Source organism: Paenibacillus sp. LjRoot153, assembly GCF_964253085.1.
Taxonomy (GTDB): domain Bacteria; phylum Bacillota; class Bacilli; order Paenibacillales; family NBRC-103111; genus Paenibacillus_E.
Genome location: NZ_CAXUQH020000001.1, coordinates 2136384 through 2159964 on the forward strand (window position 1 = coordinate 2136384; position 23581 = coordinate 2159964).

General features: G+C 45.3%; 25 protein-coding genes. 21 read left to right on the forward strand and 4 right to left on the reverse strand.

Annotation, left to right across the window (positions count from 1 at the left end):
* Nucleotides 1-22 precede the first annotated feature (22 nt).
* From ACSQ8P_RS09410 to ACSQ8P_RS09445, 8 genes are all read left to right on the forward strand, one after another.
* Nucleotides 23-1186: an Rne/Rng family ribonuclease gene (locus ACSQ8P_RS09410; protein ID WP_436234935.1), complete on the forward strand. Its 1164-nt coding sequence runs from the start codon at nucleotides 23-25 to the stop codon at nucleotides 1184-1186.
* A 156-nt stretch (nucleotides 1187-1342) separates the two neighbouring features.
* Nucleotides 1343-1654: a 50S ribosomal protein L21 gene (gene rplU / locus ACSQ8P_RS09415; protein WP_028555793.1), complete on the forward strand. Its 312-nt coding sequence runs from the start codon at nucleotides 1343-1345 to the stop codon at nucleotides 1652-1654.
* Between the two features lie 11 nt (nucleotides 1655-1665).
* Entirely contained in the window at nucleotides 1666-2019 is a 354-nt protein-coding gene (locus ACSQ8P_RS09420) for a ribosomal-processing cysteine protease Prp (RefSeq protein WP_056610370.1), read from the forward strand.
* 4 nt (nucleotides 2020-2023) lie between these two features.
* A complete protein-coding gene (gene rpmA / locus ACSQ8P_RS09425) occupies nucleotides 2024-2338 on the forward strand; it encodes a 50S ribosomal protein L27 (RefSeq protein WP_036742986.1) in 315 nt (104 codons plus the stop codon).
* 139 nt (nucleotides 2339-2477) lie between these two features.
* Nucleotides 2478-3284: a Spo0B domain-containing protein gene (locus ACSQ8P_RS09430; protein ID WP_436234936.1), complete on the forward strand. Its 807-nt coding sequence runs from the start codon at nucleotides 2478-2480 to the stop codon at nucleotides 3282-3284.
* A 15-nt stretch (nucleotides 3285-3299) separates the two neighbouring features.
* Nucleotides 3300-4604, forward strand: a complete 1305-nt coding sequence (gene obgE, locus ACSQ8P_RS09435) for a GTPase ObgE (RefSeq protein ID WP_436234937.1) — start codon at nucleotides 3300-3302, stop codon at nucleotides 4602-4604.
* Between the two features lie 166 nt (nucleotides 4605-4770).
* Nucleotides 4771-5844 (forward strand): anthranilate phosphoribosyltransferase, encoded by a 1074-nt coding sequence (locus ACSQ8P_RS09440; protein WP_436234938.1) that lies wholly within the window; start codon nucleotides 4771-4773, stop codon nucleotides 5842-5844.
* 254 nt (nucleotides 5845-6098) lie between these two features.
* Entirely contained in the window at nucleotides 6099-7079 is a 981-nt protein-coding gene (locus tag ACSQ8P_RS09445) for an SH3 domain-containing protein (protein ID WP_436234939.1), read from the forward strand.
* A 65-nt stretch (nucleotides 7080-7144) separates the two neighbouring features.
* Here the strand turns inward: ACSQ8P_RS09445 and ACSQ8P_RS09450 are convergent, their stop codons facing one another.
* Entirely contained in the window at nucleotides 7145-7654 is a 510-nt protein-coding gene (locus tag ACSQ8P_RS09450; RefSeq protein ID WP_436234940.1) for an NUDIX domain-containing protein, read from the reverse strand.
* Between the two features lie 197 nt (nucleotides 7655-7851).
* Here ACSQ8P_RS09450 and ACSQ8P_RS09455 point away from each other — a divergent pair, with 197 nt between their 5' ends.
* The 5 genes from ACSQ8P_RS09455 (at nucleotide 7852) to ACSQ8P_RS09475 (ending at nucleotide 13003) form a co-directional block, all read left to right on the forward strand.
* On the forward strand, nucleotides 7852-8304 hold the full coding sequence (locus ACSQ8P_RS09455) for an ACT domain-containing protein (RefSeq protein WP_056610603.1): 453 nt from the start codon (nucleotides 7852-7854) through the stop codon (nucleotides 8302-8304).
* A gap of 29 nt (nucleotides 8305-8333) precedes the next feature.
* The gene (locus ACSQ8P_RS09460) at nucleotides 8334-9620 is read left to right on the forward strand and encodes a homoserine dehydrogenase (protein ID WP_436234941.1); all 1287 of its coding nucleotides are present in this window, start codon (nucleotides 8334-8336) and stop codon (nucleotides 9618-9620) included.
* A 75-nt stretch (nucleotides 9621-9695) separates the two neighbouring features.
* A complete protein-coding gene (gene thrB, locus ACSQ8P_RS09465) occupies nucleotides 9696-10673 on the forward strand; it encodes a homoserine kinase (RefSeq protein WP_436234942.1) in 978 nt (325 codons plus the stop codon).
* The gene (gene pheA / locus ACSQ8P_RS09470) at nucleotides 10670-11536 is read left to right on the forward strand and encodes a prephenate dehydratase (protein WP_436234943.1); all 867 of its coding nucleotides are present in this window, start codon (nucleotides 10670-10672) and stop codon (nucleotides 11534-11536) included. Before thrB ends, pheA begins: the two co-directional genes overlap by 4 nt.
* Nucleotides 11537-11737: 201 nt before the next feature.
* On the forward strand, nucleotides 11738-13003 hold the full coding sequence (locus tag ACSQ8P_RS09475) for a LysM peptidoglycan-binding domain-containing protein (RefSeq protein ID WP_436234944.1): 1266 nt from the start codon (nucleotides 11738-11740) through the stop codon (nucleotides 13001-13003).
* A gap of 71 nt (nucleotides 13004-13074) precedes the next feature.
* Here the strand turns inward: ACSQ8P_RS09475 and sigW are convergent, their stop codons facing one another.
* Nucleotides 13075-13686 (reverse strand): RNA polymerase sigma factor SigW, encoded by a 612-nt coding sequence (sigW, locus tag ACSQ8P_RS09480; RefSeq protein ID WP_436234945.1) that lies wholly within the window; start codon nucleotides 13684-13686, stop codon nucleotides 13075-13077.
* Nucleotides 13687-14117: 431 nt separating this feature from the next.
* On the opposite strand from sigW, the gene ACSQ8P_RS09485 reads away from it, so the two are divergent.
* From ACSQ8P_RS09485 to yajC, 8 genes are all read left to right on the forward strand, one after another.
* Entirely contained in the window at nucleotides 14118-14831 is a 714-nt protein-coding gene (locus ACSQ8P_RS09485) for a BofC C-terminal domain-containing protein (protein WP_436234946.1), read from the forward strand.
* 136 nt (nucleotides 14832-14967) lie between these two features.
* Nucleotides 14968-15468: a crossover junction endodeoxyribonuclease RuvC gene (gene ruvC, locus ACSQ8P_RS09490; protein WP_056610396.1), complete on the forward strand. Its 501-nt coding sequence runs from the start codon at nucleotides 14968-14970 to the stop codon at nucleotides 15466-15468.
* On the forward strand, nucleotides 15465-16094 hold the full coding sequence (gene ruvA, locus ACSQ8P_RS09495; protein WP_056610398.1) for a Holliday junction branch migration protein RuvA: 630 nt from the start codon (nucleotides 15465-15467) through the stop codon (nucleotides 16092-16094). Before ruvC ends, ruvA begins: the two co-directional genes overlap by 4 nt.
* A gap of 32 nt (nucleotides 16095-16126) precedes the next feature.
* Nucleotides 16127-17134 (forward strand): Holliday junction branch migration DNA helicase RuvB, encoded by a 1008-nt coding sequence (gene ruvB, locus ACSQ8P_RS09500; protein ID WP_436234947.1) that lies wholly within the window; start codon nucleotides 16127-16129, stop codon nucleotides 17132-17134.
* A 167-nt stretch (nucleotides 17135-17301) separates the two neighbouring features.
* A complete protein-coding gene (locus ACSQ8P_RS09505; RefSeq protein WP_436234948.1) occupies nucleotides 17302-19512 on the forward strand; it encodes a SpoIID/LytB domain-containing protein in 2211 nt (736 codons plus the stop codon).
* Between the two features lie 9 nt (nucleotides 19513-19521).
* The gene (gene queA / locus ACSQ8P_RS09510) at nucleotides 19522-20601 is read left to right on the forward strand and encodes a tRNA preQ1(34) S-adenosylmethionine ribosyltransferase-isomerase QueA (protein ID WP_436234949.1); all 1080 of its coding nucleotides are present in this window, start codon (nucleotides 19522-19524) and stop codon (nucleotides 20599-20601) included.
* 49 nt (nucleotides 20602-20650) lie between these two features.
* A complete protein-coding gene (tgt, locus tag ACSQ8P_RS09515; protein WP_057311648.1) occupies nucleotides 20651-21790 on the forward strand; it encodes a tRNA guanosine(34) transglycosylase Tgt in 1140 nt (379 codons plus the stop codon).
* 15 nt (nucleotides 21791-21805) lie between these two features.
* Nucleotides 21806-22114 (forward strand): preprotein translocase subunit YajC, encoded by a 309-nt coding sequence (gene yajC, locus ACSQ8P_RS09520; protein WP_056610408.1) that lies wholly within the window; start codon nucleotides 21806-21808, stop codon nucleotides 22112-22114.
* 62 nt (nucleotides 22115-22176) lie between these two features.
* On the opposite strand, the gene ACSQ8P_RS09525 is transcribed toward yajC, so the two are convergent.
* On the reverse strand, nucleotides 22177-23016 hold the full coding sequence (locus ACSQ8P_RS09525) for a phosphatase PAP2 family protein (protein ID WP_436234950.1): 840 nt from the start codon (nucleotides 23014-23016) through the stop codon (nucleotides 22177-22179).
* 96 nt (nucleotides 23017-23112) lie between these two features.
* Nucleotides 23113-23511, reverse strand: coding sequence for a TIGR04086 family membrane protein (locus tag ACSQ8P_RS09530; RefSeq protein WP_436234951.1), 399 nt, complete (start codon nucleotides 23509-23511; stop codon nucleotides 23113-23115).
* Nucleotides 23512-23581: the final 70 nt, after the last annotated feature.

Genomic DNA, 23581 nt, shown 5'->3' on the forward strand with positions numbered 1-23581 from the left:
ATAACTGGTGAGGTGAACATGTATGAAGCAACTGATAATTCACTGCGCACCAGAGCTTACACAAGCGGCATTGCTAGAGGATGGACGTCTTGTGGAGTATGATACGCAGTATCCGCTTGAATCTCAACGGGCAGGCAGCATCTACATGGGCCGCATCGTTAACGTACTTCCTGGCATGCAAGCGGCATTCGTCGATATTGGACTTGCGAAGAATGCCTTTCTTTATATAGACGATCTCCTCCCCGTTCATGTGGACAAGCAGCCTAAGATTAAGCCTTCCATTACGGATATTGCTGAAATTGGGCAAGTGTTAATGGTTCAAGTGAGCAAGGATCCACAGGGGACCAAAGGAGCAAGAGTGACTACGCACGTTTCCATTCCGGGCCGTTGGATTGTTTATATGCCAGATGCAGATTATATTGCCATATCTCGTAAAATTGATCTAGAGGCAGAGCGACAGCGACTGAAGCAGCTAGCAGAGGGTAATCTTATGCCTGGTGAAGGCGTTATTATTCGAACAGGTGCAATAGGTCAAAGTGAAGAAGCCATTCGAGACGATCTGCAAAATTTACGCGATGTGTGGAGTACCATTCTAGCGAAGCGAGAAGAAACGCATGTTCCCGCACAGCTTTATCAAGACCTGGATTTACTACCCAAACTAGCACGAGATGTGATATCGGATGAAGTTCAAGAAGTGTGGATGAGCAATAACAAGGTTTTTGAAGAGATGAGAACCTTATTGCGCAAGCAGCAACCGGGCTGGCGTGGCCGCGTCGCTTTCTACGACCGTAGAACACCTATGTTCGATCATTTCGGCGTCACGGAAGAGCTGAACCAGAGCTTTCGTCGTAAAATTTGGCTCCCTAGCGGCGGGTATTTAATCATCGATCAAACCGAGGCGCTGACGGTAATAGATGTCAACACAGGACGATATACGGGTTCTATTGATTTAGAGCAAACCGTTACAGATATTAATCGTGAAGCAGCTATCGAGATACCTAGGCTTTTGCGGCTTCGTAATCTTAGAGGCATCATTATTGTTGATTTTATTGATATGCATGCAGAGGACAATCGTGCGAAGGTCATGGCGAATATGGCGGAAGCTGTACGCAAGGATCGTTCCAAGACGACAATTGTAGGTTGGACCAAGTTAGGTTTGTTGGAAATGACTCGGAAACGCAAATAAAAGGTTTGCATATGAAAATATAACTGTGATATAATACTCGGAGTGTGTTGTTTAGGCATGCTGTAACCGCACGAAACAGGTCGAAGTACGCGAGTGGATTTGATTCCGTTCCGTCACCTGCACAAGGCGAGTCTGAGACATGAGGAGGTAATGAAAATGTACGCAATTATTGAAACAGGTGGTAAACAGTACAAAGTTCAAGAGGGCGATGTTCTTTACATCGAGAAATTGAACGCTGCTGAGGGTGAGGTTGTTTCTTTTGATCGTGTGTTCTTGGTTTCCAAAGAGGATGGCCTAGTAGTAGGTGCTCCATTGGTTGCTGGTGCTTCAGTTTCCGCGAAAGTGGAGAAACACGGCAAAGGCGCAAAAGTCATCGTTTATAAGTACAAACCGAAAAAGAACTATCACAAAAAGCAAGGTCATCGTCAACCGTACACAAGAGTAGTAGTTGAGAAAATCCAAGCGTAAGAGACAAGCCTATGATCTACGTGACCATAGAACGTCTTGCACCGGATTCACCTCAAATTCTTTCTTTTGTAGTGGAAGGCCATGCTGAATATGACGTACCTGGCAAAGACTTGGTCTGCGCCGCGGTATCAGCGATTTCCGTTGGTACATGTAATTCGATAGAATCCTTAACCGGTGTGATTCCCATTCACGAAATGGAGCCTGGACTGCTGGATGTAACCATCCCGGATAGTGCGCGTGCCATGCCTGAAACTTGGGGTCAAGTGCAGTTAATTATAGAATCGATGGTCGTTATGTTACAAACGATTGAACAAACTTACGGTGACTATATAACGATTGAAACAATCTATCACAAAGGAGGATAACACCATGTTTTTGAAATTGGATCTCCAATTATTCGCTTCCAAAAAAGGGGTAGGTTCCACAAAGAACGGTCGTGACTCACACTCTAAGCGCCTTGGCGCTAAACGTGCTGACGGTCAAACTGTTACTGCGGGAAGCATTCTCTACCGTCAACGCGGTACGAAAATTCACCCAGGAACGAACGTAGGCATCGGTTCGGATGATACACTTTTCGCTTTGGTACAAGGCGTAGTGAAATTCGAGCGTTTGGGCCGCGATCGCAAAAAAGTGAGCGTATACCCAGTTGATGTAGCTCCAGTAGCTGCAGCTCTAGAAGCGTAATTAGAATCCCTGGTGAGCGAGAGTTCATCCAGGGATTTTTTCTCAATATGCATGGAAAAAACCTCTAACCGTGATCACTCATTTCGGATGGCCCGGGGCGGGGGTTTTCTCGTTTGTTTGGTGAAGTTTTCCAGGCATCATGATATACTGGATGAACGGTTACAAAGCAGGAGAACGGGGCGAGCGGATAATGAAGCAATTGGGCAGCGCACAGGTCTATGTATTAGCACTTGTGCTCATAGGATTGACTGGCTTGTTGGTTACAGAACCGTGGATTATTAGAGTGGCATTTCTACTAATTACTCTCGTAAGTGGGTATACAGCTTGGCGACTAGAAGTAAGTAGAATGGAAGAAAAGTGGCGTTCTACGCTGAAGCAGCAAGAGCAAGAGGATCATCAGAAGTTGATTGCCGTTGTAAATCGCTTACGGCATGATTGGATGAATGATACCCAGATTTTATTTGGTTACATTCAAATGAAGAAGTTTGATAATTTGCGGCCCTATATGGAAAAAATAAAAATGACTATGCAGCAGGAAAGTAATCTCTCCAAGCTGGGGATCCCATCTTTTATTGCTTACTTGCTTCAATTCCGTGTGGAGTCAAAGTCGTTAGAGCTGAATGTGGAAGTCGAACAAGAAATTAATCTTGGACAACTCCCGATCCAGCACGGACTGATTGAACGATTGGTTCGGCAAATGGTGGCCTGCATTCAGGAACATACGGCATTCGAAGATGGGGAAAGTGGCACACTCAGCTTGGAGTTTGATGCCCAGGAAGATGGCTTACTGCTTGATTTTGTATATCAAGGCCCCTATAATCGGGAACAACTTGAGCAATCGATTTTAGAAAGTTTTTCATCAAAAGGTTCCCAGTATTCGCTTGAGAATGATGATTGGCATGAAGAAGAAGCAAGTGTCACACTACGATTGCCGTTTCATATATAAAGTTGAGGTGTAGAAATGTTTGTTGATAAGGCGAAGATTTTTGTAAAAGGCGGCGACGGTGGTGACGGTTTAGTTGCTTTCCGTCGGGAGAAGTATGTACCGGAGGGTGGTCCTGCCGGTGGTGACGGAGGCAACGGCGGTGATGTTGTTTTCCGCGTAGATGAAGGTCTACGGACATTGATGGATTTCCGTTATCAGAAGCATTTTAAAGCAGAACGCGGCGAGAAAGGCCGTAACAAATCGATGCATGGAGCCAACTCAGAGGATATGATCGTTCGAATCCCCCCTGGTACGACCATAATTGATGACGACACGCAAGAAGTGATTGCTGACTTAACACGTCATGGGCAAGAAGTTGTCGTTGCGAAGGGTGGCCGAGGCGGAAGAGGAAATACGCGCTTTGCTACTGCGCGTGTGACAGCTCCTGAGATTGCTGAGAACGGTGAAGAAGGCGTAGAACGTTGGGTTATCTTAGAAATGAAAGTAATGGCTGATGTAGGGCTTGTCGGTTTCCCGAGTGTGGGTAAATCTACCTTATTGTCTGTCGTTTCTGCCGCGAAGCCTAAGATTGCAGCGTATCACTTCACAACGTTAACCCCAAACCTAGGAGTAGTTGATGTTGGGGATGGCAGAAGCTTCGTGATGGCAGATTTGCCAGGCTTGATCGAAGGCGCTCACGAAGGTGTAGGTTTGGGTCATGAGTTTCTACGTCACGTAGAGCGGACGCGGGTTATTGTCCATGTCGTGGATATGTCGGCTGCGGACGGACGTGATCCTTATGAGGATTTCATCAAAATCAATGAAGAAATCAAGCTCTATAATGCGAAGTTAGAGCAACGTCCTCAAATCGTTGTAGCCAACAAAATGGACATGCCAGAGTCCGAAGATAATTTGGCCATGTTCAAAGAGCAGTTGGCTGCTGATGGTAAGGATTATGCGGTTTATCCGATTTCGGCATTGACGCGCGGCGGCGTTCAAGAGCTGCTGTATAAGATTTCTGACATCGTGGAAAGCATCCCGAATGCCCCTGAGGTTGAGGGGGTAGCTCAAACGGAAGAGCGTAAAGTATATCGATTTGAGAAACGCGAAGAGAATGACTTCACGATTCGTCGTGATAATGATGTCTTCGTTATCGAGAGCCCGTCAATTGAGAAATTGATCAAGCGGACGAATTTTACCACCCAGGATGGAATCGCGCGTTTTGCACGTATTTTGCGTAACATGGGCATTGATGATGAGTTGCGTAAACGTGGCGCAGTCCATGGACAAACGATTCAAATTGGCGACTTTGATTTCGAGTTCGACGAGAACAATCTATAGATCAAAAAAGCACTTATCCTTACGGGATAGGTGCTTTTTTTCATTTCGATGCATTTAATGTCATGATACTTGACATGTAGTATCGAAAGTATTACCATTTTAGATATAACACTAAAATTATGTAAGTAAATATAACACCGTTTGAGCCTGAGAAAGGAGGAGCATGATGAAAAGATGGATTCAAGCGATGGGTTCGGATCAGACGCGTATGCGGAATCTAACCTACGAAGAAGCTGTAGAAGCTGCTGGAGAAATGGCGAAAGGAGATTCTACAGACGCGCAATGCGCAGCGTTTTTAATGGCGTTATGTATGAAAGGGGAAGCAGATGACGAGTTGATGGCCTTTATCGATGTCTATCGCGGCTATTCGTTGAATTATCATACTCAGCCTAACTCACTTAATTCAATCGGGCCAACGGAAGGGAGAAAGCGATTCCCTGTTACGCTGCCAGTCAGCCTGCTGCTTGCGTCAGTGGGGTTCACCCAGGTGATGCAAGGTGGCGATGCGCTTCCGTCCCGACAAGGGACAGCACTGAAGGAGATCGTAGAAAGCTTTGGTGTTTCCTTGCAACTTTCTGTGAAGGCTTGGCAATCCTTGTTATTTCATTTGCATATTGGATTTCTGCCCACAGAGCAACTGTGTCCGCCAATTGGACGACTAAAGCAGGTCCGAGAACAATTAGGTATACGGACAGTCATAGACACCATAGAGAAAGTACTAAATCCTGTGCTTTCGACGAATTTAATTATCGGTGTGCAGCAGCGCAAAGCAATGGAATCCTTGATACCGATTTCGATTCGTTCGGGGTTTCAACAAGCTTATATTATTAGCGGGATTGATGGCTCTGAGGATTTACCCCTCTATGAGAACAGCACGATCCGGATTGTGACACCCTGGGGAGATGAGTCCCGTAGTGTGGAGCCACAGAAATTTGGCTTCTCGAGTACGCCTTTACCTAATCTCGCGAAAGAAGATCAGATTACGATGGTGAAACGCATTATATCAGGTGAAGACGGGATAGAAGTTAAACGTGAACGTGATCACGTCATTTTCAATACGGGGCTAAGATTGAAATGGTTTGATAAGGTAGATAGCTACGAAGAGGGCTTTCAGCTTGCCGAAGCTTTACTACAGCGGAAAGAAGCGCATAAAATCATGCAGCGTTGGATCGATCAGAGTCAGTATTTGAAAATGCAAGATCTTGCTGATAGTGATGACTCCTCTACGAAAATAGGTTGAAGGCCTTCCAATAAAGCTGTGAGTAGACAGCAAATGGGAGGTCTTTTTTTGAAATATAGAATATATAGTTTCACACGATAATTTGTCTATATTTTTAGATAAACGCACCTGTCCAAGTAGGACGGAGTAGCCGTTTATTTTATGGGGGTAGGAGAATTGGTAGATGTTACAGCTAAAACTTAATCAATGGATATGTTACCATTTACTAGTGTCATTATGATTCGTAAGTACAAAATGCTAGGAGGCCTACAACATTGAAGAAACAACTACTTGCTTTTGCCCTTATCCCATCACTACTATTTGGTGCTGTCACAGTCCCATTCCCTAAAGCAGCTTCTGCTGCAACTACTGGTCAAGTTATTAGCAGTGTGAGCTTCCGCCAAAGTCCTGATGAGAATTCACCGCGTATTCGCTATTTGAAAGCTGGTGAGCCTGTCTCCATTATTGAGAAAGTAAATGCCTACTGGTATAGAGTTCAAGTGACGAATGGACAAATCGGTTATGTCTCAACGAATTCTAAGTATATACAAGCAAACGGTCAAACTACGTCACCTTCAACGGGTACAGGACGTATCGTCGCAAGCGTGAGCTTCCGTACTGCTGCAAATGAGAATGCAACGCGAATCCGTTATCTGAAGGCAGGAGAAACCGTTCAAATCCTGCAGAAAGTAAATGCTTATTGGTATAAAGTCAAAGCATCAGATGGTCGTGAAGGATACATAAGTTCAAGTCCTACCTATATTTCAACCTCAGGTGTAAGCACATCTCCTGGAACGAATACAGGCGGGACAACAAGCGAAAAGATTCAAAAAGTGATAGCTGCAGGTAAGAAATACTTAGGAACGCCATATGAATATGCTTCCAGTCGTGATAACACGTCTACGTTTGATTGCTCTGATTTTGTACGTCAGGCATTCTTGGACGGAATTGGACTGAAATTACCATCCGATTCTAGAGGTCAAGGCGCATATGTGAAGTCGCTCGGACACAATGTAACGGACTGGCATAATCTCAAAGTTGGCGATCTCATGTTCTTTATGTCTTATAAAGGGACGGCGCAATCCAACTATTCAGGAATTAATAAGTCAGCACAAACGATTACACATGTTGCTATTTATTTAGGCAATGGTCAAATCCTTTCGACGTATTCCAAAGAAAGTGGCGGCGTGCGAATTGATTCCATCGCGAATCGGCACTGGGAATATCGCTTTCTATTCGGAGGCAGTGCGCTATAAAGGAGCTACAAAAAGAGCAGACAACGAGAAATCGTTGTCTGCTCTTTTCCAAGTCAAGGGCTGGATTAAATTTGCATCGGGTCCAATAATGGGTTCCAATGAATCGTAGGTGTATCTGTCCCTAATTGAATCCCTGCTGAGCCTATCCACGGATGGGAAGTCCGGCCTACGCTGAAATAATGTTGGAGTAAACAGCGGAAAATATAGGGCATCGGGCGATCTAGGACGGCTGCTTTGTGAATCCAATGCAAATCACCTTCCGATGTAACGATTCGTGGATTCACATCCGTTGTACCGATATAGAAAAACTGTTGCCGTATTTCTTGGCCATTGAGCCGAATTAAGACATATTGCAGATGTAAATCGTGAATCTCGTCTTGCTCAATGCCGGTTTCTTCCCAGACTTCACGAAAGCAAGCCGTTCTTGGTTGACTAATTTCATGCGGTTCGAGATGACCGCCAATTGCCGCCCATAAGCCCGGAGAGAGAGTGCGGTTTAACGCGCGTTTCATCATGAGAAGCTCGTCATGTTTGTTCCATAAAAGTGCGGTAGACATCATTCGTAATGTATTCATGGAGAGATCCCCTCCCTTCGTTGGTTCCATTTCAGCTTATCATAGAAAGGGAAGGGGCTGCAAAGGCGAGTGCTTGTATGCATTTTGCCTATTGCTTCCCGAGGCATGTTTCGATATAATGTCCACTATAGAGAAACATTAGTCTTTTTGGAGAGGACGGTAGTTAGGTGCCGGAGAGCAAAGAGTTTCTTCCAACCATGAAGCACATCGGACCTGAAAGGTACTACTTAGTCCGCGAGGACATTCTTCCAGAAGGTGTTCTTAAAACAGCACAGGCCAAGGAGTTACTTGCACGGGGTGAAGTGAAGACGATTCACGACGCTGTAGAACAAGTTGGGCTGAGCAGAAGCGCCTTCTATAAGTATAAAGATGGCATTCATCCACTTAGCAAGCTAGAGCGCGAACGCATAATTACGATTTCAATGGATTTGGAGCATAGGTCCGGGATATTGTCCCGCGTACTCGCACTTATCGCCAACTTGGATGGCAATGTATTGACCATCCACCAAACGATTCCATTACAAGGTATGGCGAATGTCGTTATATCTTTAGAAATTTCATCCATGGGCGAGGAGATCCGGGAAATTGTGGATCGCCTTGGGGCGCAAGACGGAGTCAAGCGTGCCATGGTCATCGGTCAAGGCAGTTAAGATTAGCATAGAATTCAGGAGGTAATGAAATGAAACCCATCAAGGTTGGTTTACTAGGATTAGGTACTGTAGGAACAGGTGTAGTGCGTATTGTTGAAGGGCATCAAGAGGATTTGCAACGTCAAACAGGTTCAGTCATTGAAATTGCAAAAATTCTTGTACAAGATAAATCCAAACATCGTAACATTTCTGTTGATGCAGATAAGCTAACAGAGAACGTCTGGGATGTAATCGGGGATAGTGATATCGATATCGTTGTTGAAGTGATGGGTGGCGTTGAAGCAACGAAAGCACACATTCTAACAGCACTAGGGAACGGCAAACACATCATTACAGCTAATAAGGATCTAATGGCGATGCATGGTGCTGAAATTTTGGCCAAAGCCGCTGAAAATAACTGTGATGTTTTTTATGAAGCGAGTGTTGCAGGCGGGATTCCAATCATTCGTGCACTTGTTGAAGGTTTCTCCTCCGATCGTATCACGAAGATTATGGGGATTGTGAACGGCACTACGAACTACATTTTAACCAAAATGAGTCAAGAAGGCGCAGCATATGCCGATGTGTTGAAAGAAGCACAGGAATTGGGCTATGCAGAGGCAGATCCAACTTCGGATGTTGAGGGCTTAGATGCGGCTCGCAAAATGACGATCTTATCGACGCTTGGTTTTCATGCCAATGTCGCATTGAGCGATGTGGAAGCGAAGGGGATTTCCAAGGTAACGAAAGAAGATATCCAGTACGGTAAAAAGTTAGGGTATGAAGTAAAACTACTCGGTATAGCTGAGAATCATGATGGCCATATCTCCGTCAGTGTTCAACCGACAATGGTCAAAAACTCGCATCCACTAGCTTCCGTAAACGGCGTATTCAACGCAGTCTATGTGACTGGTGAAGCTGTTGGTGAAACGATGTTTTACGGTGCCGGTGCGGGTGAGCTTCCTACAGCAACATCCGTTGTAGCTGATCTAGTGGCTGTTGTACGCAATTTGAAATTAGGTATTAACGGACGTACGGTACAGGCGCCTTACAAAGAGAAGAAGCTTAAAACGGACGAACAAATCGCTTCCAAAAACTTTATCTTACTTCATGTTGAAGACAAAGCAGGGGTGCTCGCTCAAATTACACAAATTTTCGCAGAGCATGAGGTTAGCTTGGAATCGGTCTTCCAACATCCGAATAAATCGAACCCGAAAGCTGAAATCATCATTATTACACACGATGCAAATCAAGCGAGCATGAAAAATGTATTGAATCAATTCGAATCCATGGATGTTATCCATGCGATTAAGAGCGTGTATCGTGTAGAAGGCTAGAAATCGGTAAACGCACTCGTCCTAGGAGGGGTGCGTTAGTCGTTTAATTTAAGTGAAGAGAGGCGCAATTTCGAAATGAGCTACAAGACAGAACAAAAGGTAAGGGTGAAAGTACCGGCAAGTACAGCGAATCTAGGTCCCGGCTTTGACTCCTTGGGGATGGCCTTGAACTTATATGCTTGGATTGATATGGCGATCTCTGATCAGACAAGAATTCAATTGATCGGCGATCAGATGAGTGGAATTCCTACGGATAAATCGAATTTAATCTATAAAGTAGCTCAAATGGTGTTTGATAAAGCAGGCGTTTCACATCCAGAGCTTGAGATTTCCATGTATAGTGAAATTCCACTTACACGTGGTCTAGGAAGCAGTGCTTCAGCAATCGTAGGTGCGCTTGCAGGAGCGAACGCGCTAATTGGGAATCGATTCTCAACCTATGAGCTGTTTCAAATCGCTTCGCGCTTGGAGAAGCACCCTGATAATGTGGGCGCAAGCCTATATGGCGGAATTGTCGTTGCGTTCTGGGACGAAGTGAGGGCAGAGTCCATACGGATTGAGCCAGATCATAATTTGGAGGTGCTGGTGGCGATACCGGCCTTCCAACTATCGACCGAAAAGGCGAGGGGCGTTATGCCGCAGCATGTAACCATGAAGGATGCGGTGTTCAATCTTAGTCACTCCTCGTTACTTGTTGCTGCCTTAAGCACAGGGAACTTAGAGATGATTCGTCTTGCGATGAAGGACAGATTGCATCAGCCCTATCGCGCGGCACTTATCCCTGGCATGAAGACACTATTGAATGAATGTGAAGATCATGGCGCGCTTGGTGTTGCTTTGAGCGGAGCGGGACCAACCATGTTAGCGCTGGTCGATGCACGCAGCGACAGGAAGGCTGAGCTAGAGGCGTTTCTTCAAGACACGTTGGCTAAGGAAGGCATTGAAGCCCAGCTTCTATGGTTGAAGCCAAGCCAAGAGGGTGTAACTACGACAGTCCTTCAAAGCGGAGATGAGAGTCTGCTTTCCTTGGTGGAAAATGAGGTGCTGGCATGAAGCGAGTTGCGATTCTTGGACCCAGCACGTTCTCGGAGGAAGCTACACGTCACTTTCTAGGTGAGAATTTTACGTATGTCTCGTATAAGTTGATCTCTGAGGTTTTCAATGCAACTGCATCGGGTGAAACCGATTTAAGTGTGATCCCAATTGAGAATACGCTAGAGGGTTCTGTACATCTTCACGTGGATTGGCTCGTTCATGAAGTCGATCTTCCGATTCGAGCAGAATGGGTGTTTCCGATCGATATGAATCTGATTGGTTACCCGAATCCCGATACAGAAGTTGATTCATCGAATCCCTATCGTCATATTCGTAAGGTCCTGTCTCATCAAGTTGTGCCAGCGCAATGCAATCAATTTATGAAGCAATATTTGCGTGAGGCCGAGTTTGAACAAGTAAGCTCTACGGCTGAGGGCGTACGCATTGTGTCTACGCTTCAGGACCCAACGGTCGTTGCGATTGGGACAGCCATTGCCTCGACGAACTATGGTGTGCCTATGCTGCAGCGCGAGATTCAAGATCACAAGGATAACATGACTCGTTTCTTGCTTGTTGGTAAAGAAGCATCGGAGTTGATGCCATCGGAGGATATGAAGACGACGATTCTGGTTACACTCCCAGAGGATTATCCTGGTGCTTTGCACCAAGTGCTATCGGCTTTTGCATGGCGGAGAATTAATCTTTCGAAGATTGAATCGAAACCGACGAAGAAGAAGCTTGGCAATTATTATTTCTATATCGATATTGCTGGTACGATGGACTCTGTTCTTCTGCCTTCAGCTATTCAAGAGATTGAAGCTATTGGATGTCAGGTTCGAATTTTGGGCTGTTATCCAAGCTATCCATATGTTGGTTCTTAAGAGAAATCCCTTGTGTTAATGACGCGAGGGATTTTTTTTTTGCGACAGGGGCAAAAGCCTAGGAACGTGCATAAACTGTAATATCATTATTGTGAATAAGCGAATGCTGACGCGGCCAAGTTTATGGCGATTGGAAGAGAAACGCGAAAGAGATGCTTACGAAGTCAGTTTTCAGATGAAAACTTTGGAGGAGGTAGGGTTTTGAAAATCCATATTGTCAAAAAAGGCGATACCCTGTACGAGCTCGCAAAAAAGTACCACACCACCCTAGACCAGATTATTGCACTTAATCCGCAAATAGCTGATCCAAATCAGATTGAGATTGGGATGAAAGTGAAAATTCCATCTGTAGTTAAACCAGTTGAACCACCTGCATCTGATTTTGTTTATAAGCATGTTGTACAACAAGGTGACAGTTTGTGGAAGCTTGGGAAAGCCTGGGATGTGCCATTGCAAGCGATGATAAAAGCGAATGCACACCTGAAAAATCCAAATGTACTTATGACGGGTGATGTTGTTTTTGTCCCCAAAATGCAGCATGGACATACGCAAAGTAATCAGCATGGAGCGCATCAAACGCACCACAATACATCAAAGCTCAGCACAGAGCCATTTGCTCCCGTGCCTATGACTCAGCCAATGCTGCCAACAGATGCGTATCAACAGCCAATTATCCCGAGCCCACAACAACCTGTCGTTGAAGTACCACCGTTATCTACAGGAGAAACGGTTCCAGCCGTGCCGCAAATAACGCAGCAGGCGCCGGTTATTCCAGCTCCAGTCATGGAAGATCATGGACTCCATCAACCCTATGGGCAAGCGGTACATCCGTTTCAACAATTTCATATTACAGCGACAGAGGTTTTTGCTTACCCTGAGCAGCAGCACGAGGCAATGACGTATCCAGCCTATTCTCCGTACCAGGAAGAGCCTTGTGAGCCGCTTGGGGCGATGGCAGCTCCAGTTAATGTAGTCGATGAAGGCTGCGGGTGTGGTGGTCCTTCCGTGAATGAGCATCCATGGATGAACTATCCAGCCCCCTACGCCAATGTTCCTATGGGGAATCCTTGGGATCATATGTCACATGAGATGCCTGTGATACCTGCCTTTTATCCGCCTCCAATGCCGTATGATCACCCAATGGCTCAGCACTATGCATTTCAACATGATCCCTATGGTATTCCTTATGTAGGCGCAGGGCAGCACGCTCCCTATGAAGAATCTTCCTTGTTGCCTCAAGTTCATACTCATGAGCTAAAGAAGGTTTCGGATACCTTAGAAGAAATTGAAATTGACATCCGCGACAAACAAAAATCTGCTAAACCCAAAACAAGCGGAAGCCGCACAACGCGAAAAGTTAAATTATCTGGAGCCTCAGCGTTGGGTGCTTTCTTACAACAACAACATCGGGGCACGGAGAAGCGAGAACCAAGCAGACCGAATAGCCCATGGATTAATAATTTCTAAGTTCCAAACAAATAAGCCTCAAACCACGATGTTCATCGTGGTTTGAGGCTTATTTCTATTCTGCATGTGTATTAAGCGATCATGCCTAATGTGAAGAACGTCATTAAACCAATCACAAAATTCATTCCCCACTTTTTGCGAAGGAGCTCACGCCCTCGGTGCAACCGAGTTTTCACAGTCGTAATGGGCAGGTTCAAGCGCTCACTAATTTCTTGAAGAGAAAGCTCCTCTAAATAGTACAGCGTAATAATGCCTTTATATTTGTCAGCTAATTTATTAATGGATGCGTGCATATGCTCTTGAATTTCGGTTTGAAGCACGGCATGTTCCGGCGATTGATCTTGACTGGCAAGCTTACTGTAGTAGCTGTAATCATCATCAAGATCATTTAGCTCCGCATCAAGTGATTGAACGGGCCTTTTTTTGCGCAGCAGGTCGATGGCAACATTTTTTCCGATCCGATAAATCCAAGTTGAGAAATTCTGGCTTTCATCAAAGTGGTTTAAATTCAAATAGACTCGGATAAAGGTTTCTTGCACAATATCCTCGGAATCAGGACGGTTATGCAGCATCCGAAACGCAAGCTTTTGTATTTTGCTACGATAGAGCTCGACTAACTCCACGAAAGCGTTGCGATCGCCTCGTCTGGATAATTGAATTAATTGAAGTTCTGCCACATTCATGATGTTTCCCTCCTTAGAGTTGTCGTTTAGAAAAAAGTCGTAGATCAGTCTCATTTGCTTATATCATATATATCGTCATTCCTGTATGCCTATGAGAGTTTTTATCTATCTTTGACTATATCATTTCTGTGGCTACAGTCAAATTCAAATGAGAGTGAGAGTCCGATTATAACCAATTGTTACCGAAATCATGGAAGTTTCGTGACGATTAGCTACGGGGACTTGGATTTGAATGGGAGACAGATGTTGTATTGGTATTCGAGGTGCCGGATCCAACCTTATGAATTTCGTTCCATAAAGCTACACTTCCCCAAAATAAAACGACACCTATTATCAGGAGAGTTGTGCGTTTAATTGGTTTTCTTCCGTTCATGGTAAATTCACCATCCGTCTTGATTGGTTTCATTCTCTTCTATGGTAAATGATGTATAGTGCTTCTTGCAAATGGAAACAATACGAAAAAACAAGAAGAAGGGGATAACGTGATTGTACATCGGTTCTTGAAGCAATTGAAGAAGAGATTACGCTGGAAGCGAAGTTGGTTGACCTTAGGGATATTTGTTCTGGTTGCTATGGTTACCTGGTCCGTATTTGGTGATGATGCTCCTTACAACCCGAAAGTTGCCACACGCGCGACCCTCGCTGGTTTAACACCAGAAGAGGATGTACGTCTTCAGGAAGCAACGAAATTGTTGCAAACCATTTCGGATCGCAGAGAAAGCTATTTGCTCAAGTCCTATGTTTGTGGAGAAGAACGTAGTCAGTTGGGTTCGCATACGTCACAAGAACTACTATCACTGCAGAAACAACACCCTAGTTGGCAGGTAAGCATTCAAGAGACAGGCGAGGTTGTTTTTACGGAAAACATTGAAGATTTATCGCCAGACTGCAAAGAAAAAGCAGTATTCGGGATAGACGGCAGCAGCAATTTGTCGTTATTCAATGGGACCCCTGCAAACAATCACATTATTCGAACCTTTTTCCAACTCAATATTCAGCAGTTAGAAAGCAGTTTACCAAGAGATACAGTGGCACAACTCCATGAAGGAATCCGAGTCAAGGATATAGAGGAGTATAATAGCGTATTATCTACATTCAGCGATTATGCCATAGAAGTTACGGAAGGTGCAATGTCGCGTCCCTAGTTCAAACCATATCACAGATAACAAAAAAAAGAGATAGTTTCGGGAAATCCCGAGTCTATCTCTTTTTTTTGTTATCTGCTATAATGGAAAATGACTACATATGTTCGCTTTTTTTTATAGATGGGAGAGAAATTCTTTGCGTATTCTAGGGATTGATCCAGGGATCGCGATCGTAGGCTTTGGCTTTATTGATAAAATCGGCAGTAAACTAGTCCCGGTACAATATGGTTCGATTCAAACGGAAGCACACACGGATCCAGGTATCCGATTGAAGGATGTCTATGACGCTACAGTACAATTGATAGAGAAATATAAACCAGATGTGATGTCCATTGAGAAACTATTCTTTAATCGAAATGTAACAACGGCATTCACCGTAGGCCAGGCGCGAGGCGTAATGATCCTTGCGGGCGTGCAGGCTGGTTTGCCGATTGCTGAATATACGCCGCTTCAAGTCAAGCAAGCCGTTGTAGGTTATGGGAATGCCGAGAAGAAGCAAGTGCAGGAAATGGTTAAGATTTTGTTGAAGTTGTCCCAAATACCGAAGCCTGATGACGTCGCTGATGCGCTCGCTATCGCTATTTGTCATGCACATTCCTCCGCACTCCAATCTAGAATAAACGAGGTCAAGCGATGATAGATTTCTTACGAGGTAAAGTAGCTCTCCGTGAAAGTGACTATGCGGTTCTCGATGTGAATGGTGTGGGCTATCGTGTTTTTTGCCCGAACCCTTATGCGCTTTCGCATAAAGAAAATGAGGATGTCACGATGTTCATCCATTATCATGTAAGGGAAGATGCTCATCTCCTGTTTGGCTTTATTACGCGTGATGAACAGTCTTTATTCCGCTTATTGCTGGATGTTAGTGGTATTGGTCCCAAAGTAGCGCTTGGCATTCTAGCAGCAGGTGGAAGACCTGAAGCGGTCATCCTAGCGATTAGCCAAGAAAATTTGGCGTTTCTGACGAAGCTTCCTGGTATCGGGAAGAAAACAGCCCAACGGATTATTCTAGACTTGAAAGATAAGCTGGGCTCTGTGAGCTTCTCTAGTCCGGAGGCTGCTGTCGCACTAAGTGTTGTCGGATCGGCACAATTAACGGAAGGCGGGCTGCCTTGGAGTGAAGCGAAGGAAGCCTTGATGACACTTGGCTATACGGAAGCAGAAGTCGATCGTGCATGGCTGCAAGTGAAGCCAAAAGCAGGGCCATCGGATTCTGTAGATGTGCTAGTGAAGCTTGCTTTGCAAGCTTTATTCACCATGTAAGAAACTGAACGTGCAAAGAAAGGAGGGACACCATGGACAATGATCGGATCATATCGGCTAATTTTATGATGGAAGACAATGTGGTCGAGTATAGTCTACGCCCACGGTTTTTGGCTGAATATATCGGTCAGAAACAGGCGAAGGAGAACCTCAAGATCTATATTGAAGCTGCGAAAATGAGAAAAGAAGCCCTAGATCATGTACTCCTGTATGGGCCGCCTGGACTCGGGAAAACAACGCTTTCCAACATTATCGCCAATGAGCTTGGCGTGAATATTCGTACAACCTCCGGGCCTGCCATCGAGCGGCCTGGAGATCTTGCTGCCATCCTGACGAATTTGCAGGAGGGGGATGTGCTCTTTATCGATGAAATTCACCGACTCCACCGGACGGTGGAAGAGGTGCTGTACCCAGCGATGGAGGATTTTGCCCTTGATATTATCATCGGCAAGGGGCCAAGCGCACGCTCCGTGCGTCTCGACCTGCCGCCATTTACTTTGATCGGCGCCACGACACGCGTTGGCTTGCTCTCTGCGCCTCTACGCGACCGATTCGGGGTCGTCAGCCGGTTAGAGTTTTACACGGTCGATGAGCTTAGCTACATCGTCAGCCGGACAGCCGACATCTTGCAGGTCGGCATCGTTGGTGATGCTGCGCGCGAGATCGGCATGCGTTCGCGCGGGACTCCGCGTATCGCGAACCGATTGCTGAAGCGTGTACGCGATTTTGCGCAGGTGAGAGGCGATGGCATCATCACCATGGAGTTAGCCAAGGAGTCCCTAAGACTCTTGCAAGTGGATGATCTGGGATTGGATGAAATTGACCATAAGATGCTGCGTGCGATAATTCAGAGCTTCCAAGGGGGCCCTGTCGGGCTTGAAACCATCGCAGCAACCATCGGTGAGGAAAGCCAAACCATTGAAGATGTCTACGAGCCGTATTTGCTTCAAATTGGTTTTATGCAGCGTACACCTAGAGGACGGACCGTGACGCCGCAAGCCTACCACCATCTCGGATTGCCAGTACCGGAGCAACGTTAAATCATTAATCGTACAGTCTTCATGAAATGACAATTATAAGCTTTTGCCGCTGCTGGAAGGGCGGGCAAGAGCTTTTTTTGTCTTTTTTCAGCGAATAAACAAAACTTCTGTCTCTTGCTAGAGTCTACATTAGTAGATGATAGCGTAAGAAAGGATACGATACCTTTATGTTTGGAAGACATCAGCTAGTTAACCCAAAGCGAATTGCCATCATATCGGCAGCTGCATTAACGTTTACAGCCATTTTATATGGGGGATCTGAAGTTAATGCCGATGGGATTAAGCACTTGGATCAGATTCGTGTTGCCCTTGTCATTAATGCTGCCAAATATAAAAAGATAGAACCGCTAGTTTCACTCTCATCCCCAGGTGGATTCGATATTGGCGTGCGTAGTTCAGCGAATACGGAGGCGAAGCCATGGGCTTCCATTTCGGATACAACCATTCGGATGTCATTAGATCAGTATAGTATGATGATGCTGGAAACGTCAGACTTCGCAGTAGCCAAGTCTTTGAACACCAAGCTGGCTGCTATGGCAGAGGAAAGCTTCATGTTAAGTCGTACCATGCTGGGCAAAATGGTGTACCAAGTGTATTACGGGAATCTTCCTACGAAGGCTGAAGCCGAAAGTGCAGCAGCTCAAGCCTTGAAGGACCCTACGGTAGCGGCGTTAACGAAGTCAGTTGCTCCTATGCTTAGTGGTCCCCTTCATTGGAGTGCGGGGACGTATGCTTCAGAGGCGGCAGCACAGCAGCAAATCACCGTGTACACGGGGGCTGGTGTCCAAGCTGATCTGGTTTTAGAGGCTGATGGGGCTGGAAAAGTTGGCTATGGCGTATGGGTAGGTAGTGAGGCAACGGACACTAATCTGGAGAGCGTAAAGCAAGCCGCGCTGAAAGCTGCGCCGAATATCCCTCTCCAAGCTGCGAATACGAAATCTGCCTACTTGATCCGAAGGTCGGATGTAACTAGCTCGAGTAGTCCTTCTGTTGCTGTAGCTCATTATGTGACAGCCGTTGGAGAGCAGAAAACAGTGATACATCCTAAGAAACAGGGCATCGCTGTAAAAGAACGTATGGACCGCAAATTCCGTGGCGACATGGAGATTAGCACGTATCACGACCGATTGGCAGTAGTCAATGAAGTTCCAATGGAGCAATATTTATATGGGGTTGTTGGAGCGGAGCTTAACTCACAATGGCCAGCAGAAGCGCTGAAGGCTCAGGCTGTAGCTGCGCGTACATATGCCATATATCAAGGAAACAAATATGAGATTGCGCAAGTTACGGATACAACGCTTGATCAGGCTTACTATGGCTTGGATAAAGAATTTACAGCTGGCAACCAAGCCGTTGATGCGACGAAGGATGAAGTTATTTCGAATAAGCGAGGCTTGATCTCACCTGTATTTGCTTCGAATGCGGGTGGGATAACAGCAGATTCCACGGAGGCATGGGGCAATTCGGTTGATTATTTACGTAGTGTTGCTAGCCCGGATGAAGGCGCTGAACAGGGCAAAGCCATCTGGTATCAGATTCAACTGACAGACGGACGAATCGGTTTTGTACATAGCATGTATGTGAAAGACAGTGGACAGAAGGACAAGTCAGGTAAAGCTATTTTCGAAGCAACAGAGTCAGATATCAACGTTCGAGTAGCACCATATGTGGATAACGTTGCGAATCCTTCCATAGCTAAACTCGCTGCCAAAGAAAAAGTTGTCATCCTTGGTCAAGAGAGAGAATCGAATGCTTATTCGTGGATACGGGGGCCGTATACCTTAAGTGAAATCAAGAGTAAGCTTGAAGCTGCTAAGATAACCATTAACGGGGAGTTGACCTCACTGGAAGTTTCCAAGAGAGGCCCGTCTGGTCGAGCAATCGAGTTGAAAGCGAACGGAGTTGTCGTGAAGGTTGATAATCCGGATGCTATTCGGGGCGTACTAGGCGGTTTACCGAGCACGCTGTTTGAAATAGAAGGAGCAGGCAGTTATACTGGTACTAGCACATCTGTTTCAAGCATTGCAAGCATTGCGATCTTGAGCGGCTCAGGTATGGTCTCGAGCAGTTCATCATCAGACAGCGTCTATGTGTTATCCGGTAAACAAACGCAGCCAACAGCTGTGAAGAAAACGGAATTAATGACGCTAAGCAGTACGGGCTTAAGTAAGCCTGTGTTGACAGGAACAGTGTCATCTAGCATCCCATCTAAGGGGGCAACTGCCCTACAAGGAAATCAAATTTTTTTCCGTGGAAAAGGTTTTGGTCATGGCGTAGGCATGTCGCAATGGGGTGCAAAAGGCTTTGCAGAGAAGGGCTACGATTACAAAAAAATACTTCAGACGTACTTTACTGGGGTCAACATAACGAAGGAATGAATAACTAACATGGAAGTACAAGCATTCGATTTTGAATTACCTGAATACTTGATTGCCCAGACGCCGCTGCTAGAACGCACGGCGTCTAGATTGCTTACACTGAATAAAGAAACAGGCGAAACCGCTCACCGCACATTCGAAGATCTAATAGCCTATTTAGAAGCCGGGGATTTACTCGTGATGAATGATACACGAGTCATTCCAGCACGGCTTTTTGGCATGAAGAAAGACACGGGCGCTAAAGTGGAATTATTGCTGCTTAAGCCGCTCGGCGAGGACCGTTGGGAGGCTCTGGTCAAGCCAGGGAAACGTATGCAGCTAGGCGCTGTTGCGGTATTTGGCACCACATCTGATGAGGGCGGTGAACCTCTTCTAACTGCGGAAGTCGTAGACGTTGGCGACATGGGGGCTCGTATTCTGCAATTCCGGTACACCGGGATTTTCAATGAGATTCTGGATCGATTAGGCGAGATGCCGCTTCCGCCTTATATCAAGGAGCAGCTATCCGAGCGGGAACGATATCAAACTGTCTATGCGAAGCATGAAGGATCATCTGCCGCGCCAACAGCAGGCTTGCACTTTACGGCAGAGTATTTGGAAAGACTGAAGGACAAAGGTGTCCGACTAGCCTTCGTGACGCTGCATGTAGGTCTAGGCACTTTCCGCCCAGTATCCGTGGATAAGATCGAAGATCACCAGATGCATGCGGAATATTACATTTTATCAGAAGAGACAGCTGCATTAATTAATGAGACGAAATCAGCGGGGAAACGTGTTATTGCTGTCGGTACGACATCTGCACGAACGTTGGAGACAGCAGCTGGATTGAGTCGCGAACAGCCAGGTTACCAAGAAGGACAACCTTTACACATTCAGTCCTCCCAAGGCTGGACGTCCATTTTCATTTATCCTGGCTATACGTTTGGTGTCGTAGACGCGTTGTTGACGAATTTTCATCTGCCAAAGTCAACATTACTCATGCTTATTAGTGCGTTAGCTGGTAAGAACAATGTCATGCGAGCCTACGAAGAAGCTGTGAAAGCAGAGTACCGATTTTTCAGCTTCGGCGATGCCATGTTGATTTATTAAATCTTTTGATTGAACAAGAAAAGCAAGCTTAGAATAGGAAGTGGATATCATGACAGCAGCAGTAACGTATGAACCGATTAAAACCTGTAAACAATCCGGCGCTCGCTTAGGCCGCGTTCACACCCCGCATGGCGTTATCGAAACGCCGGCGTTTATGCCTGTAGGCACACAAGCAACTGTGAAAACGATGAGTCCGGAAGAACTGAAAACGATGGACGCTCAAATTATTTTAAGCAACACGTACCACTTATTCATTCGTCCTGGACATGAGATTGTGAAAGAAGCTGGCGGGTTGCACAAGTTCATGAATTGGGATCGTCCGATCTTGACGGACAGTGGTGGATTTCAAGTTTTTAGCTTAAGCAATATGCGTAAAATTACGGAAGAAGGCGTCACATTCAAATCGCATTTGAATGGAGATAAGTTATTCCTTTCGCCAGAGAAGGCTATGGAAATTCAGAACGCACTTGGTTCTGACATTATGATGGCCTTCGACGAATGTCCGCCGTTTCCAGCTGAATACGAATATGTGAAGAAATCACTGGAGCGTACGACGCGGTGGGCAGAGCGTTGTCTGCAAAGTCATGCTAGACCACAGGATCAAGGCTTGTTTGCGATCATCCAAGGCGGTATGCATGAGGATCTACGCAAGCTGAGCGCAGAGCAGTTGACTTCCATGGATTTCCCGGGGTATGCTATTGGTGGACTGAGTGTAGGTGAGCCTAAGCACTTGATGTATGAAGTGTTAGATTACACGACACCACTTATGCCTGCGAATAAGCCTCGTTATTTGATGGGGGTTGGCTCGCCGGACGCATTGATTGAAGGCGCTATCCGAGGTATTGATATGTTTGATTGTGTATTACCGACGCGGATTGCTAGAAATGGGACTTGTATGACAAGTTCAGGTCGTCTAGTTATTCGTAATGCGAAATATGCAACGGACTTCGGCCCGCTTGATGCCAAATGCTCTTGTTATACATGTACGAATTACAGTCGTGCTTATATTCGACATCTCATCAAAGCAGATGAAACATTCGGTATTCGCTTGACGACGATTCATAACCTTCACTTTCTACTACAGCTTATGCGTGAAGTTAGAGAAGCGATTAAGGAAGATCGATTGCTTGATTTCCGCGATACCTTCTTTGCCGCTTACGGGCTGAATGATAATGAAAGAGGATTCTAAGAGAGGAGGATACCTATGTTTCTAGCTGAAGAAGGTACCACTGGTGCAGTAGGATATTTGTATACATACGGACCTTTAGTGCTTATGTTCGTAGTTCTGTACTTCTTACTTATTCGTCCACAGCAAAAAAGACAGAAAACACGTAGTCAAATGCTCGGAGGATTGAAAAAAGGGGATAAGGTCGTTACGATTGGCGGGCTTCATGGCACGATTGTAGAAATCACAGATGACATTTGCGTTCTTCGTGTCAACGATGCAACGAAAATGACATTTGATCGCTCTGCAGTTAATGCAGTTGCACAAACGCCAGCTACGAAGGAATAAAGAAATCAAAAAGCGAGGTCCTATAATAGGCTCTCGCTTTTTATTTACTTATATACATGAAATTAATATTCGTTATTCTTGACTGGTCGCTTGAGGAGCGCGCGCTCACCAAGGATGAGACGACCTTCGGCAATGCGAAGACCCATTCGAGCAGCTACGACACCGAGTACAACACCAGCGCACATATCGGACAACCAGTGGATGCCTAGATAGAAGATTGTGAAAATAATAAAGGCTGCGGAGCAGGGAACGAAAATTTTCCAAAACATGTTTCGGCTTTTAACCGCGATGACCGCCATTGAAATGGATATGGAAGTGTGCAAACTTGGGAAGCAATTATCGAGTCCAGACAATGGTCTGTAATCTTGTTCGAAAGTTGGGAACACATCTAAGATTAGAAGATCTACTTTAGGGTGGAAGAACCATACTTCATTAACCGGGAAAAAGAGATAAAACGGAATGGCAATCATATAATTGAACATGAGTGCATAACAAACCGCATAGAAAAGTTTATGATTCTTCTGATACGTGTAAAGCGCAATGGAAGTAATCATAATCGATGGGAAAATAATGACATAGAAATAACTACAAACGATCGTAAGAATATCATTATGGAAAAAGTTCTGGATAATAGCTACAAAGTCACCCTCAATGCCATAGATCGACTTCGTGAAATCGGCTTTGTATTGCATGCCTTTCTCGATCGCCATCTCCATCTTGTTAAACATGAGAATCATAAGCAACGCGATGAAATGAAAAAGGAACTTGCGTGAAGTAAAAATTTCATGAACTAAGCTACTTGCAATGGTGTATGGGCTCTTTCGCGTTGCGATAATTACAAAAGCGAAAATTGTTAGTACAATATAAACTGTCGCATGCGTCATAGATTGAAAAGGGCTCAAGTTGTATCCCCCTATATATTGGAAGTTTTGTGCGGCAATAACTATGACATTATACCACATTCAACGGGGGGGGAGTGCAATCTTCACGGAAAAGACTTATTTTTGAGTGTTTACACCAAGTATACCACCGAGCGCCCCAGATGCGAATAAAATGCCAAGCAATTGGAGGGATTGAAGATTCAACCCTGCATCAAATGCCAAAAAACCGACTAAGAAAATGAGAATGAAATAGAAGATGCCGACCATACCCCCGTGATACCAGCCGCGGCTACCGGCTCGTTTACCTGAAACCCATCCTCCAATAAATAAGGAGACCGCGTGGATGATGGTTGTTAATGTGTGTAAGGAGCTTTCTTGTGTGCTAGTTAAAAGCAAAAACAAGGAGGTCACAATGGTTCCAATGGTCATCATACTAAAAGAATAGACGAGTCCTGAAAATAATGGCGATGTTATTCGAACCTGACTGACCGTTTTCATAGGGTTCACAGGCATCATTCCTTTCCTATATTCGAGCGCTTCATTATCATCATTGTATGGCCAAGCACATAGAATTAGTACAAACTAT